The sequence below is a fragment of the Streptomyces sp. NPDC012510 genome (genome assembly GCF_042955065.1).
Lineage (GTDB): Bacteria > Actinomycetota > Actinomycetes > Streptomycetales > Streptomycetaceae > Streptomyces.
In genome coordinates, this window is the sequence record NZ_JBIBEN010000003.1 from 503,500 (window position 1) to 517,741 (window position 14,242).

The following is a 14,242-nucleotide window of genomic DNA, read 5'->3' on the forward strand; positions in this document are numbered from 1 at the left end:
AACCATCAAGCCGAGCTACCTGCACTGTTTCCTCAACGGACCGCCCTTTTGGTTCGGCAAGCCCCAACTCGCCCGTCTGGCCGCCGTCTCCGGACGCCCCGAGGAGTCCTTGGACCGGGTACTCGCTGACGCCAGCTCCCCGCGCGGCCGCATGAAACCCAACCCACGCACATCTTGAACAGAGCTGTTCCCCGGCCAGCCCCATCTCCCCCTGCTCATCTACAGCGACGCCCGCAGAGGTCACACCATTCAGAACCTGGCCCTACGGCACCAAGTCCCTCGACGTCTCGTCCGCCTCGCCCGGGACACCGTGCAACCTCCTCCCCGAGGAGTCGACCGGAGGTACGGAGGCTTCGACAACGACCTCATCAAGGACATCCGGGCCATGGCAGATGAGGGTCTCGGGCCGAAACAGATATGGCTGAGGTTCATGGACGACCACGAAGCCTCCGTGTCCTACAGGGTGCTCCGCCACTACGTTCGCCAGTACTGCCCTCCACGGCACAATGCCGCAAAAGGAGGCCCCCCCGCTCTCCGCAGGGTCGCTTTCAGTAATTCCTGAATCGAGCCGAGATATCCCGCCTCAGCCGAGATCTGGGGGCCTCCCCCTGAGTGGTGGACACGCTGATACTGGATCTGCTTGATCCGGAGGAAGCGAGAAGACCGCCGATGGCGATGAAGGACTACTCGGACGAGTTCAAGGCCGATGCCGTGGCCCTGTACGAGTCCACACCCGGGGCGACCTACAAGAGCATCGCCGCTGACCTGGGCGTCAACCGGGCGACCCTGCGGGAGTGGGTGCTGCGGGACCGCGAACGCCGTGGCGTCACCGCCGCGGCTGCGAAGCCGGGCACCCCTCAAAAGGAGGTGCCGTCCGCTGATCCGGACGAGCGGGTGCGGCAACTGGAGGCCCGAATCGCCGAGCTCGAGGCGAGTGAGCGCAAGCTCGCCACCGAGGGGGACATCCTCCGCAAGGCGGCCAAGTATTTCGCCGGAGAGACGAACTGGTGATGAGCCGCTTCCAGTTCGTCGACGACCACCGGGCCACCTACGAGGTGAAGCGGCTCTGCCAGGTCCTGGACGTGAACCGGTCCAGCTACTACAAGTGGCTCGCCGGTGCCGAGGCCCGGGCCACCCGGCAGCACAAGGACCGGGTCCTGGCCGAGGAGATCCGCGAGATCCACGGCGAGTCCGGCGGCGCCTACGGCTCCCCGCGCGTGACGGCCGAGCTCCGCGGGAAAGGGCGGCGGGTCAACGAAAAACGGGTCGCCCGGATCATGCGGACGTTCTCCATCACCGGCATCCGCCTGCGCAGACGCGTGGCACCACGATCCCCGACCCGGCCACCTCACCGGTCCCGGACCTGTTCCAGCGGGACTTCACCGCCACCGAACCCGGCCCGAAATACATGGGCGACATCACCTATCTCCCCCTGGAAAACGGGGAGTTCCTCTATCTCGCGACCGTGCTGGACTGCTTCAGCCGCAAGGTCGTCGGCTGGTCAATCGCCGACCACATGCGCACCGACCTGGTCGCCGACGCGCTGCGGATGGCCGTCCGGACCCGGGGCAGCCTCAGCGGGGCGGTGTTCCACTCCGACCACGGAGCCCAGTACGGCTCCCGGGCCTTCGCCGATCTCTGCGACCAATTCGGGGTGACCCGGTCGATGGGCGCGGTCGGCACCAGCGCCGACAACGCGGCCTGCGAAAGCTTCCACGCCTCCCTGAAACGCGAGACCCTCCAAGACGCCCACGACTACGGCGACGCCGGCACCTGCAGAAGGGCGGTATTTGCCTGGCTGACCCGTTACAACACCCGCCGTCGACACTCTGCCAACGGCCACCTCAGCCCCAACGAATACGAACACCGACACCACACCGCTAAACTCACGCTCGCCGCGTGATCAATAACCGCGTGCCCACCTTCACGGGGGAAGGCCCCTGTTCGCGTTGGTGCTGTGTCGGCGGGGGCGACAAGCGATCATCTCTGCCGCGGCCTACGACCGGGGCGGCATCACTTCGTCGACTCCAGAATGCGGTCGAGTGTCCGGCGCCCCATTCTGCTCATCGTCGGATTGCTCTCGACGTAGTACCAGACAAGCCCCATCGCCTGTTCGAAGGCCCATGCCTTGCCGCGCTCCCACTCCAGATCGTCGCAGGCCAGTGTCCGCCGGAGCACTTCCCGTGGGCCCGGCTGCAACAGGTGCCAGGCGCTGACCAGATCCAGTGCGGGGTCGGCCGGGCCGAATCCGCCGGTGTCGAGGACGCCGCCGAGCCGGTCTCCCGCGACGAGTACATTGCCGGGAATCAGGTCGCCGTGACTCATCACGTCGGCACTCGTGCGCGGCAACTCCCGGTAGTGGCGCCACAGTCGGCGCAGCCGGGGCACCTCGAGCAGCCCCTGGCTCGCCTCGAAGCATTTCTCCATCCAGGCGTCGTGGTGAGCGAGAACGCCGCCGCGATTGTCGCCGCTGAAAAGCCGACCCCGCGTCTCGGCTTCCCGTAGAGCCGCGATGAAGGCCGCAAGGTCCTCGGCGAAAGCGTCCGACCCACTCGGGTCAGCATCGATGGCGACCGTTCCCTGCAGCCACGTCTGGACCGACCACGGCATGGGATAACCCGCTCCAGGCTTTCCCAGGGCGACGGGTTCCGGAACGGGAAACCGAGACACCTGTGCCAGCTCCGCGCTCGCCTGGGCTTCCCGTTCCAGAACCGCCAGCGCCTCCGCGGCACCGGTCAGACGCAGCGGGAAACGCGCGGAGAGGTCGTCCCCGATGCGGAAAATGGCGTGGACCGTCCCGGTCGACGGCAGGAGTCGGATCGCCTTGCCGCTCCACTGAGGGAACTGTTCTTGGATCAAAGTCGCAACGATGTCGGTGGTCACGTCCACTTGGTCATCGTGCATGATCAATCTCGCAGGCCCTTCCACTGGCCCAGCTCGAAAACGACGGAAGCAGTCCAGATCAACTGAGACGACAGCCAGTTATTCAGACGCCAGGTTCCAGATCAACTGAGATTTTTTCGGCCACCCAGGTGTCTCAACCGTTCCGGTCGCCCCAGGTCACAGCTGCGGCTTCGGACATGATCACCTGAGACGGGACACGAGAGGCACCGACGGAGAGCGGTCGTTTGCCATCGAACCTAGTCGCTCAAGGTCAGGGCATCGCAACCGACTAACTTCGCTGTCAAAGGACATCGTTGTCCTGTCTCACTCAATCGAGTCGTTTTCTCAACGAACCGAGTCGTTCGGGCTTCTGTCTCAGCCGGGGCCCCGGGGAGAATCCCGTCGCTCCCGGATTGACCGGTTGATCATCGATGCCCGGACATGAGACGAGCACGGCTCTTGTGGATCATGGAGTTCTCTACGCTCCCGGATCAGCAAGGCTGCCGTGCTCGTCGCTCCATCCTCCCTCATGTCCGTGTCCCTGGGCACGTCGCCCTGCTCGTCCACCGGTGCGGTCGGGGAGGTGTCGGCGGACGGGCTGCTCCGGGCACTGGCCAAGGTGCCCGACCCGCGTGATCCGCGGGGCGTTCGATATCGGCTGGCCACGCTGCTTGCGATCGGGGTGTGCGCGATGACGGCGGCCGGGCACAACTCCCTGGTTGCGATCGCGGAATGGGCCCGTCGGTGCGATCAGAAGGTGCTGGCCCGTCTGGGCTGCCCGTTCGATCCGTTCGCCGGCCGGTATCGGGCTCCGGGCGAGCGGACCTTGCGGGACGCCTTCGCCAAAGTGGATCCCGGCGCGCTGACCGACGCGGGTTTCGCCCGGCTCACTGCGCTGGCGTCGCCCGCCACCGGACCGCTGAGCCCCGACGGCGTCCCCGAACGCGAACAGCGCCGTGCCCACCGAGCCGCCGTGCTTGCCCCGGACCCGGTCCGGCTGAGGCGGCGGGCGTTCGCCGTGGACGGCAAGTGCCTGCGCGGAGCCGTCCGCGCCGACGGCAGCCGGATGTTCGTCCTGACCGCCGTCCGTCACGACGACGCACTGACGGCCGCCCTGCGCGAGATCGGCGCGAAGAGCAACGAAATTCCTGAGTTCGCCCCGCTCCTGGACACCATCGACTACTCGGACCTGCACGAGGCCGTGATCACGGTCGACGCGATGCACGCGCAGAAGGGTCACGCCCGCTACCTCGTCGAGGACCGTCACGCGCACTACCTGCTGTCGGTGAAGAACAACCAGCCCACGCTCGCGGGGCAGTTGAGGAAGTTGCCTTGGGGCAAGGCACCTGTCCTTGACCGTTCACGCGACCGGGGGCACGGCCGCGAGGAGGTACGGGAGGTGAAGGTAGTCTCCGTGGACGGCCTGCTCTTCCCATACGCCCGCCAGGTCGTTCGCATCCACCGCAAACGCCGGTCCCTCAGTGCGAAGAAGTGGCAGACCGAGACGGTCTACGCAGTCACCGACCTGCCCGCCCACCAGGCATCCCCCGCCGAGATCGCTTCCTGGGCCCGCGGCCACTGGATCATCGAGAACACCGTCCACTGGACAAAGGACGTCACCTTCGCCGAGGACGCCAGCCAGGTCCGACGTCACCACACCCCGGCCGTCATGAGCGCCTTGCGCGACCTGACCCGCACGGCCCTCGATCGGGCCGGCTGGACCAACATCGCCAGCGGCCGACGCGCTCACACCCGCCCCGACGCCGCCCTCAACCTGCACGGCATCCCGTGATCAAAACGGGCGAACTGGATTCTCCCCGGGGCCCTGCCACCGGCCCCCGGCGACGCTGATCGGGGTGGCGGCGCTGGACGTACCGGAGCACCTGGTGGAGATCGAGGCGGTCGCCGTACTGGACTGATTTTTTGGGCGTTCTCAGGCAACGGCGGGCGCCGCCGGGATGGTCCCGACGGCGCCCGAGTCAGTGGTGGCGGGGTGTCAGTGGTGCCGGCGTGTCACCACTTTGTGTAGTGGAACAGCGCGGAGGTCGTCCAGGGGGCAGGAGAGCCGGCCGTCTTCCAACCGGTCGCCGCGGAGGGCGAGTTGCGGTACTTCAGCTTGTGCAGCCCCGTCCGGACCGACTTGAGGGCCGCGTGGTCGTCTTTGCCCGGGAGGTTGTCGTAGCGGACCCAGTGCTTGAAGCCGCCCGCGGTCGCCGACGACTCCGAGACGATGGCGTCGCTGTCACTGCCGATCGCCGTCCAGTCGGTGGGCTGCGTGGACTGCGGGTTGTTCTTCAGCCACTTGATGAGCGACGAGTTCTTCCGCATGTCCTTGGTCTGCTGGTACGAGTGCCCCCAGCCCCAGTTGGTCCCCGCGTGCGGCGTCCCCAGCGTCACCACGTCCTCGACGAACAGCTTCTTCGGGAACCCGGCTTCCTTCTTGGCGACGCCGGTCAGCGCGGCGCGGATGATGAGGCCGCCCATGGAGTGTCCCACGAGGTCGACGGACTTCCCCTTCGCCGTGTAGTCCTTGTAGATCTTGTTCGCGAGCTTCTTCCCCAGGTCCTTCAGCCCGGTGTCCCGATCCCCACTGGCGATCCGGAAGTCACAGTTCCAGTCACCCTTGTAGAAGGCGACCCCCCGCACCTTCCCCTTCCACCGGTAGTCCTTGAGGTCCTTGCGGATGTCCTTGAAGTAGTCGTTGCAGTCGAACTTCGCCTCCCACACCGGGTCGTACCCGTGCACCAACAGCACGTCCTCGTTGCTGCTGTTGTTCCCCTTCGGCGTGGTCGCCGCTGCCGCCGGCAGGGCCGTAGCCACGACACCAAGCCCCGCGAACACCGCCGTGGCAGCCGTCGCCACAACCCTCGCCCTGATCCCCATCACACGCTCTCCGTTTCCCCGTTGACCTTGTCACTCCGCCCTGCCCTCGGCAGGACGATCACCAGCATGGGGAGGGCCGGGCGCAAGGGGTACCTATAACTCTTCGGGTTACGAAACGGGGTTCTTCGGGATCCGCGCGCGTCGGTGGCTACGGCGTGGCTGCGGGAAAAGAACGCGCGCTCGACCTATCCGAGGTCCGCGCGAGCTTGCGCTATGCCATTAGATCGAGCCCGAGGTGCGGAACTGGCTGGAGTTACTTCCGCTGCGCCTCTACCGGCGGGTGGAGGACAAGACGGACCATCTCCTGGACGAGCCGACAACGCTCGGTGAGCCGTACTCTCGTCACCTGGGCGGCAAGCTGCGTGAACTGCGCTTCGAGTTGGACGGCGAAGCTGTACGCATCCCGTACTGGCTCGCCCCAGGACAGCGGATCGTTCTGCTGACGGTGTTCCGCAAGACGAAGATGCGCGAGGCGGCAGAGGCCGAACGTGCACATCAGGCCCAGAAGGTCTGCGAGACCGAGCACGGCCGGGCCGAGCACATCGACGATCGGCGTAGGGAGAGCCGATGAATCACAGCACGTGGAGAACGCGCCGGACCCGGCAGCTTGCGGGAGAGGCGGTCGAGTACACCAGGAGTACGTCGACGCGCGGCTGGCCGGCGACTTGGGTCAGGCCGTCTACGACCGCCGGATCGAACTCGACCTGTCCCAGGCGGAGTTGACCGAACGAGCCGGGATGACTCAGCCGCAGGTGTCCCGGATGAAGGGCGGCGATACCGTCCCCACCCTCCCGCTGCTGCGCCGCCTGGCGAAGGCCCTGGGCGGCACTCTGAACCTGGCCATCGACGAGGGCGACTCCAGGGTCGCGTTCACTCCGCACGCGGCCTGAAGCCTGGTTACAACCGCGCGATGAAACTCGCGAACGCGGTCGGGGTGAGGAGCAGGGCGGGGCACTCTCCCCACGCACCCTCCAGTCCTGAAAACAAGAACACCTCCGGCCCCACCGGCAAGGGCAACCCCTGGCTCCGCGGCACCCTCGGCGAAGCAGCGATCTCCGCCGCACGGGCCGACACCTTCCTCGGCGCCCGCTACCGCAGGATCATCAAACGCCGCGGCCACATGAAAGCCCTGGTCGCCGTCGCCCGCTCCATCCTGGTGTCCGTCTGGCACCCTGACCGTTGAGTTTTCCGGTCAGAGAACTCCGTGATCCACAAGAGCCGTGCTCGTCTCATGCCCGGGCATCGATGATCAACCGGTCAAACCGGGAGCGACGGGATTCTCCCCGGGGCCCTGCTGTCTCAGCGAACCTAGTCGCGCGGTTGAGCGCGCTGGGGGTGCTGGATGGCTGTACCGGCTGGGGTGGAGCTTCGCCGAGCGCATCCCCGCGACCTTCGCCCACGCCGGGATCGACTTGGAAACCAGTGAACTGCTGGTCGGCACGCGAGGCGCTCAGATCGCGGGCCGCTTCACCCTCGTCCCCACCAGCCCGTTCCCCTACGGCGACGAATGGAAAGGGCTGATCGCGACCATGGAAGAGACCCTGATCCTCCACGACATCCACCGCGCAGCCTGGTCAAACTGGACCGCTACCTGCACAACCGCACCGACGGGATGATCGGCGCGCTGTCCCACGCCATCCGGGGCGCCGCGATCGACGCGATCCTCAACGGCATCGAGCGCGTCACCAAGGAAGGCCTCGACGCCATCCCCTGGATCACGCCGCGGAGTCCGTTCGTCCCGCTCGGAAGCCGGCCAGGCAGCGATGATCAATGTCCCGCCTCCCCGCCTGCCGATCTACGTTCGCCCGGCCGCGCGCAAGATCTACTTCACCTGGCTGCAAGAGACCGCCGACCCGTTCGATTCGCTCGACACGGCACGCCGCATCCTCACCGACGGCACCGGGAAGCCCGCTTCTCCCGACCTGACGCTCACGATGGTCTTCCACTCTCAAGTCGTGACACTCGCCGGACTTCTCGCAAGCCGGGAATGGGAGCACCGCGCGGTCGCCACCGGCCACGTCACCTGGCTCGTCGAACAGATCACACTCCGCAAGGTCCTTCTCGGCTACGTCCCCAAGGACCGCAAGGAGTTCCTGATCCAATGGGTCGAGCAGCACTTCTCCACCCACAAGTTCGTCGCCTTCCATCGAAGCCCGAGGATCTACGACGCGTTCTTCCCTCGCGAAACCATCCCGCCACCACGCCAGCCCGATGAAGCCGACGCCGAAACACGGTGGAGCCCGTTTCCACCCCTACTACCGCTGCTGAGTGGCTCTGAGAAGTCCGTCCTTGACGATTCACAACATCCGCTTCGCCGACCTCGTGCCGATGCCCGCCGGAAACTGGCCTGCCTCGCACGGGGTTCCATGATCTACTCCCGGTCATGCCGTTGTTGCTGCTGGACCTCGACAACACCCTTGTCGACCGGGATGCGGCCTTCCGCGCCGCCGTCGCCGACTTTCTTGCCGAGCACGACCTGCCCAAATCCGACCTCACATGGGTGATGGCGATCGACGCAAGCGGCTACACCGCGCGTTGCGAAGTCGCCGCGGCCCTCACCGACCGATACGGCGGCGTCGTGCCAACCGCCGCCATCCGCGCCCTTCTCGACAACGGCGCCGCTGACCGCGTCGTCCTGGCTCACTCGGCCCGCGAGGCGCTGGGCAAAGCGACGGCGGATGGCTGGACTTGCGCCATCGTCACCAATGGGCGGACCGCACAGCAGGAAGCGAAGATCCGGAAGACCGGACTCGACCAACTCGTCCACGGCTGGGTCATCTCCGAAGCAGTCGGCCACAAGAAACCAGAACCGGAGATCTTCCAAGCGGCAGCCTATGCCGTCAGTGTCCCCCTCCCGGGCGCGTGGGTCATCGGCGATTCACCCCACGCCGACATCGCAGGCGCCCACACACTCGGTCTTCGAAGCGTGTGGGTGACGGACGGACGTGTCTGGACCCGGGACTCCTATCAGCCCACCCACATCGCTGAGGACGTCGCCTCCGCGATCAACCACGCCATCAGAACGTCGGGATAGGCGCCCGCAAACCCGTCACACCCCGAGACCTGCCGTTTTGTTCCAACGAACCCAGTCCACGCGTCTCGCATAATCCAGTCCGCGCAGGTCAGCGCAACGCAGACGACTAACTCCAATGAGACAGGACAGCCGTTTGACCTGCGACAGGGAAGACGGACCGTCTGTCACCGAAGTTGGACGGATGGCCATCCATGTCATCGAAGATGGGCCACTGCATGGTTCGCGACAGTGAAGTTGGACCGGTAACGGCTTGAACGGGTCGCGCCCCTCAGTGAAGGCTGCCCCATGGGGGACGGTCACTTCGCGACATCACGCCCAGTCAGCAGTCCACTCCACGGGCAGGCGGCAGTCGATGAACGCGTGTTCGGCGGCGGCATCACCCCCCTCCCCTTGCGTCGCCGCCGACGTCACAGGCGATCGCGCCTGCTATGCTCCACGGCATTAGCTGAGTCTTTCCAGCCGGATAATTTTCCGACGGAAAGACTCCTTTTTATGTTCAAATCCGGACTGCCCGCGTTTCTCACTGAATGGAGCCCCATGCCAGAGGTATCCGTGCGTTTGGCTGATGCTGCTGACGGCCCCACAGTGAAGCGACTATGGCTGATGTTTCGCCATGATTTGTCGGAATTCGATGAAGTCCTTCCCGATATCGACGGGACCTTCTATGCCGATCGGCCCAACATCGTGCTCACTGACACCGACTGGGCGGCCTATCTCGTGACCAGTGACGCACGCCCAGCGGGTCTTGCCTTCGTTCGGGGTCTGACCGGTCCGAAGCGCGTACTGAACAGCTTCTTCGTCGTTCGTGGAGCCCGCAGGGCGGGAATCGGCCTAAACGCTGCTCAACAGGTGATAGCCAGGCACCATGGCCCCTGGGAAATCGCCTTTCAAGACGCCAACGTGGGAGCAGTCCACTTCTGGCGACGCGTCGCCAGGGAGATCGCTGGTGACGCATGGACAGAGGAGCGCAGGCCAGTGAAGCATCGGCCAGACCTGCCGCCCGACGTCTGGATCTCATTCGACCCAATTTAAGGCATTTCCCGCAAAGTGAGAGGCCACGAAGTTTCCGGACAGGCACCCAATAGTGTTGTCCTGAACAAGGAAACGAGGAAGAAGTGGCGCCACCCTGTAAGTACTCGCCGGAGTTCCGCGAGAAATCCGTCCAGATCGCGTTGAGGTCAAGCAAGACGATCTCCGAAGTCGCCCGGGAGCTTGATCTGACTCGGAGACGCTACGCGGCTGGGTGAAGAATTAAAAGAAGCAGCAGGAACCGGCCCCCAATGCAGAACTGACGGTGAACGAGCGAGGCGCGCCTGAAGGAACTCGAGCGACGCAACCGCGAAAAAGCCGCAGCGTACTACACCAAGGACCCCCGGTAGCAAGTATCGTCTCACCTACGGGTGAGGCAGTTATCCAGCCAGTCTGCTTGTTCTGCACGATTAACGCCGACATCGCCATCTACTACGTAGGCGAGCGCCTCCGCGAAGGTCGAACCCAGTGACCAGAGGCAGTTCGGACCCACGGCGACGACGCGCCCGCTAGTCGCGATATACGACCTGAATTGGACAGACCACATACCCAGCGGGCTGTAGTTCTCTGCATACCGATACTTCAGCGTGGACGCCTCCGCGGCGGTGTCGACGCAGGCGTCAACGGGGTCTATGTGCAATGACGAGGCGGGGACGCGTGCCGGGGAACTCTCGATCGTCAGCTCGCCGAACTCGGCCCAGATCTCGACCGCCGCGTCGTCGAGTTTGAACCCAGCAGATGTCAGTTGCTCTGTCCAATCCCGAGTGGCGGTCCTGCGACCTGCTGTCCACCCAGCAACGCTGAGTGCGTCCAGCACCGACGGCCCACAACCCATCAACGACTCACTGGTGTGTTCTATGCGCCCTCCCCTTACCCTCGGCCACGCCTGTTGTCTGAAGTCTGCCGCACATCCGGACCCGCAGACAGGGCCACTGGTCGAGCAAGGCACGGAGATCGTTTACGGGACAGCCCTTAGGGCCTGCCGATCATCAAGGTGCTGCTTTCAGAGCTGGGGCTCGTTGGTGTCGTATGCGCATCTCGGACGAGACTCGTGATCAACTCGCGGTGAAGTTCGCGGTGTTGTTCCCGCATCTGGACGAACGGCAGCGGCGACTGCTGATGGCCGCAGAGGCCCGAGGGCTGGGACATGGCGGCATTCGAGCCGTGGCTCGGGCGGCCGGGGTGAGCGGGACAACGGTTCGCAAGGGCATGTCCGACCTGGACGCAGGCCAGTTTCTGACCGGACGGGTGCGGCGGCCGGGCGGCGGACGCAAACGCGTCGCGGACCTCGACCCTGGACTGCGGACTGCCCTGCTGAGTCTGGTCGAGCCGGAAGAACGTGGTGATCCGATGTCGCCGTTGCGGTGGACGACGAAGTCGACCCGCACGCTGGCGGCCGAGCTGACCCGTCAGGGGCACCGGGTCGGGGCGGACACCGTCGCCGGCCTGCTGCGGCAGGAGGGGTTCCGGCTGCAGGCCAACGCCAAGACGCTCGAGGGCAGTCAGCATGCCGACCGGGATGCCCAGTTCCGCTATCCAAACGAGCAAGCACGCGATCACCGGGACGCCGGCCAGCCGGTGATCAGCGTGGACACCAAGAAGAAAGAGCTGGTCGGCGACTTCCACAACCATGGCCGCTCCTGGCGGCCCACGGGCGATCCGGTGCCGGTCCGCGTCCACGACTTCGCCGATCCACAGCTGGGCAAGGCCATCCCTTATGGCATCTACGACCTGGCGGCCAACACCGGCTGGGTCAACGTCGGCACCGACCACGACACCGCCGCGTTCGCAGTGGAGTCGATCCGCCGCTGGTGGCACGGTCAGGGCCAGGCCGACTACCCGCAAGCTTCCCGGCTGCTGATCACCGCGGATGCGGGCGGCTCCAACGGCTATCGCCCCCGGGCCTGGAAACTCCACCTCGCCCGCCTGGCCGCGGAAACCGGGCTGGTCATCACGGTCTGCCACCTGCCCCCGGGCACATCGAAGTGGAACAAGATCGAGCACCGGCTCTTCTCCCACATCACGATGAACTGGCGCGGTCGCCCCCTGACCAGCCACGAAGTCATCCTCGAATCGATCGCCGCGACCACCACCCGCACCGGACTGCGGGTGAAGGCCGAGCTGGACACCAACACCTGTCCCACCGGCATCGGTGTGGGCGACGCGGAAATGGCGGCCCTGCCACTGACCCGGCACACCTTCCACGGCGAGTGGAACTATGCCCTGCACCCCCAGCCGAACCCGGCAGCCCGCAGCGGCCGGCCACCGACACCGCAGCTGCTGTCCGACCCCGCACTGACCGGCCTGGCCCCGCACCAGCTGCAGCACCTCATCCACACCCTGACACCGGCAGGAGACACCCGGCGCGGCCGCCCACCCCGGCTCACCTTCGCCGACCAGGTCCTGGCCACCGTGCTCCACATGCGCGTCAACCTGGCCGCAGAACCTCTTGCCGTGCTCTTCAACAGCAGCCGCACCGCAATGCACCGCACCCTGCTGAAGATCAGGCACCTGCTCGAAGCACAGGACATCACCATCTCGCCGGCCACCACGCCACCGGCCGCCCTGGCAGCCCTTCGAGCCAGAGTGGCCGCCCAAAGCAGCAGCCCCAACAGCAAGATCAAGACAACAGGTTAATGATCGGCAGACCCTTAGCCAGCCAGCAGCGCGGCGAGGAGCCTGGTTCGCAGTAGCTGCACGGCCGGGGAGTGTTGACCTCGGCGGATGATGAGTCCGAGCCGGGCGTGCGTGGTGGCGTCGGTGAGCGGGATGGTCTGCAGGCTGGTGCCTTGTGTGGAGGACGCGCTGAGAACGGCAACGCCCGCGCCGCGCTCAGCGAGGCGGAGCAGCGTGACCGGAGAACTGGCGTCGATGTCCACGCGTGGGTTGAGACCGATCCTGTGGCAGGAGTCCTCGTAGGCGGCGCGGATGCCGGTGCCTGGGGAAAGGCAGAGAATCTTCTCGCCCCGTAGGTCGCCGAGGCGCAGTTCCGGGCGGTCGAGGGCGTGCCCGGCAGGGACGGCTGCGGTGATCGGCTCGTCGGTGACGATGCTCGCCTCCAGGCCAGGGGCGACGCCGCTCGCGTAGCCGATCAGGGCGAGGTCGAGAGAGCTGGCGAGGACCTGGGCCTGGAGGTCGTCGGAGTAGCCCTCGTGCAGGCTGACCTCGATGCCGGGGTGGGTGTGACCGAGGTCGGCGATGGTGTCGAGGAAGGCCGGGATCGAGCAGCCCATGATCATGCCGAGGCGGACCCGACCGCGGACGGCATCGGCGAACTCGGCGGCGGTGTGCTTGATGGCCTCGAGAGTGGCGAGGGCGTTTTTCGCAAGGGGGAGAACGGCCTCGCCGGCCGGTGTGAGGCGGATTTGACGACCGGAGCGGTCGAGCAGTTGTTGGCCCAGCTCCAGTTCCAGCTTGGCCACTTGGGTGCTGATACCGGACTGGCTGACGTGCAGGCGATGGGCGGCAGCGGTGAAGGTGCCCTCGTCCACGATCGCGGCGAAGTAGCGCAGTTGATGCATCTCCATACCCAATAATGATAGATGCCATCTGATTCATCTGTTGGACGTATGGATCAGATGATTGCACGATGAAGGCATGACGACGATGACTTCGCGAGAGCTTGCCGAGACCTACTTCACCGCCTGGGAGGCGGGCGATTTCGATACCTTGCGGGGGGTGCTGGCCGACAATGTCGACTTCGTCGGAGCGCTGGGAACGGCGTCGGGGGCAGACGAGGCACTCGCTGGACTGAAGGGGCTTGGCCAGGTACTGGAGAATATCGACGTGAAGGCGCGGGTGGCGGAAGGTGGTGAAGTGATCACCTGGTTTGACCTGTGCACAAGCGTTGCGCCACCCACCCCGACGGCGAACTGGATGCATGTGGAAGACGGGAAGGTCACCCGGATCCGGGTGACCTTCGACCCCCGGGAACTCCTGGCGGGATTCGAAGCGCAGAACTGAACGAGCAAGGCCCGGGCGCCACGTTGGTCAAGATTTCGCGGGCGGCTGTACGGCCTGGAGTTCAGAATTCATCATTGCCGGTGAGCCCTATGCCGACGCGGTGATTCCGTTCGGCGCGGCTGTCGACCTGCGCCGGTTCATGCACCACTTTCGTGCGCACTACGCCTCGGGGAGCTCCGGGTGACCGGGACTTCGACGTGTACACCGACGTGCATGACTCCGCGAGAGTGTCGTGCTGTTCGGCAACCACCGCGAGGTCTGGTTCCAGGTCAACCGAGGCGAGGTGGTAACCGGGCGGTCCAAGCCGCTTCCCTGGAACCGGGGCCGGCTGGTAACCGGCCGCCTGCACGGGAACCGGTTCGGGACGAACACCCAACTCCACGCGGGAGGGTCATTTCCCTGACCGTCTCCACGCCGTCGAGGGTATTGCGCCCGAGGCCCGGGCATACC

12 protein-coding genes and 3 pseudogenes are annotated in these 14,242 nt (G+C 65.8%); 11 read left to right on the forward strand and 4 right to left on the reverse strand.

Going from position 1 to position 14,242, the window contains the following annotated elements; translation table 11 throughout:
• Positions 1-669 precede the first annotated feature (669 nt).
• Positions 670-1,903: pseudogene (locus tag ACFY9I_RS07675) on the forward strand (IS3 family transposase).
• Between the two features lie 110 nt (positions 1,904-2,013).
• On the opposite strand, the gene ACFY9I_RS07680 reads toward ACFY9I_RS07675, so the two are convergent.
• Entirely contained in the window at positions 2,014-2,904 is an 891-nt protein-coding gene (locus tag ACFY9I_RS07680) for a phosphotransferase (protein ID WP_390998122.1), read from the reverse strand.
• A gap of 484 nt (positions 2,905-3,388) precedes the next feature.
• On the opposite strand from ACFY9I_RS07680, the gene ACFY9I_RS07685 reads away from it, so the two are divergent.
• On the forward strand, positions 3,389-4,675 hold the full coding sequence (locus ACFY9I_RS07685; protein WP_390997987.1) for an ISAs1 family transposase: 1,287 nt from the start codon (positions 3,389-3,391) through the stop codon (positions 4,673-4,675).
• A 37-nt stretch (positions 4,676-4,712) separates the two neighbouring features.
• Positions 4,713-4,802, forward strand: a pseudogene (locus ACFY9I_RS07690) (RidA family protein); the annotation flags it as partial.
• 94 nt (positions 4,803-4,896) lie between these two features.
• Here ACFY9I_RS07690 and ACFY9I_RS07695 read toward each other — a convergent pair.
• A complete protein-coding gene (locus tag ACFY9I_RS07695) occupies positions 4,897-5,766 on the reverse strand; it encodes a triacylglycerol lipase (RefSeq protein WP_254875131.1) in 870 nt (289 codons plus the stop codon).
• Positions 5,767-6,001: 235 nt separating this feature from the next.
• Between ACFY9I_RS07695 and ACFY9I_RS07700 the strand changes: the two genes are divergently transcribed.
• The 6 genes and pseudogenes from ACFY9I_RS07700 (at position 6,002) to ACFY9I_RS07725 (ending at position 9,832) form a co-directional block, all read left to right on the forward strand.
• Positions 6,002-6,337, forward strand: a complete 336-nt coding sequence (locus ACFY9I_RS07700) for a type II toxin-antitoxin system RelE/ParE family toxin (RefSeq protein ID WP_390997989.1) — start codon at positions 6,002-6,004, stop codon at positions 6,335-6,337.
• Positions 6,334-6,656 (forward strand): annotated as a pseudogene (locus ACFY9I_RS07705) (helix-turn-helix domain-containing protein). Before ACFY9I_RS07700 ends, ACFY9I_RS07705 begins: the two are co-directional and overlap by 4 nt.
• A 20-nt stretch (positions 6,657-6,676) precedes the next feature.
• Positions 6,677-6,949 carry a hypothetical protein gene (locus ACFY9I_RS07710; RefSeq protein WP_390997992.1) on the forward strand — a complete coding sequence of 91 codons (273 nt, stop codon included), beginning with the start codon at positions 6,677-6,679 and terminating at the stop codon, positions 6,947-6,949.
• A 229-nt stretch (positions 6,950-7,178) separates the two neighbouring features.
• Entirely contained in the window at positions 7,179-7,382 is a 204-nt protein-coding gene (locus ACFY9I_RS07715; RefSeq protein ID WP_390997994.1) for a hypothetical protein, read from the forward strand.
• A 767-nt stretch (positions 7,383-8,149) separates the two neighbouring features.
• Entirely contained in the window at positions 8,150-8,800 is a 651-nt protein-coding gene (locus ACFY9I_RS07720) for an HAD-IA family hydrolase (protein ID WP_390997997.1), read from the forward strand.
• A gap of 537 nt (positions 8,801-9,337) precedes the next feature.
• The gene (locus ACFY9I_RS07725) at positions 9,338-9,832 is read left to right on the forward strand and encodes a GNAT family N-acetyltransferase (protein ID WP_390997999.1); all 495 of its coding nucleotides are present in this window, start codon (positions 9,338-9,340) and stop codon (positions 9,830-9,832) included.
• Between the two features lie 358 nt (positions 9,833-10,190).
• Here the strand turns inward: ACFY9I_RS07725 and ACFY9I_RS07730 are convergent, their stop codons facing one another.
• Complete coding sequence (locus ACFY9I_RS07730; protein ID WP_390998002.1) at positions 10,191-10,646, reverse strand: SUKH-3 domain-containing protein; 456 nt, start codon at positions 10,644-10,646, stop codon at positions 10,191-10,193.
• A gap of 212 nt (positions 10,647-10,858) precedes the next feature.
• On the opposite strand from ACFY9I_RS07730, the gene ACFY9I_RS07735 reads away from it, so the two are divergent.
• Complete coding sequence (locus ACFY9I_RS07735; RefSeq protein WP_390998003.1) at positions 10,859-12,466, forward strand: ISAzo13 family transposase; 1,608 nt, start codon at positions 10,859-10,861, stop codon at positions 12,464-12,466.
• Between the two features lie 14 nt (positions 12,467-12,480).
• On the opposite strand, the gene ACFY9I_RS07740 is transcribed toward ACFY9I_RS07735, so the two are convergent.
• Positions 12,481-13,356: a LysR substrate-binding domain-containing protein gene (locus ACFY9I_RS07740; protein WP_390998005.1), complete on the reverse strand. Its 876-nt coding sequence runs from the start codon at positions 13,354-13,356 to the stop codon at positions 12,481-12,483.
• Positions 13,357-13,426: 70 nt separating this feature from the next.
• On the opposite strand from ACFY9I_RS07740, the gene ACFY9I_RS07745 reads away from it, so the two are divergent.
• Complete coding sequence (locus ACFY9I_RS07745) at positions 13,427-13,792, forward strand: nuclear transport factor 2 family protein (RefSeq protein WP_390998007.1); 366 nt, start codon at positions 13,427-13,429, stop codon at positions 13,790-13,792.
• Positions 13,793-14,242 lie beyond the last annotated feature (450 nt).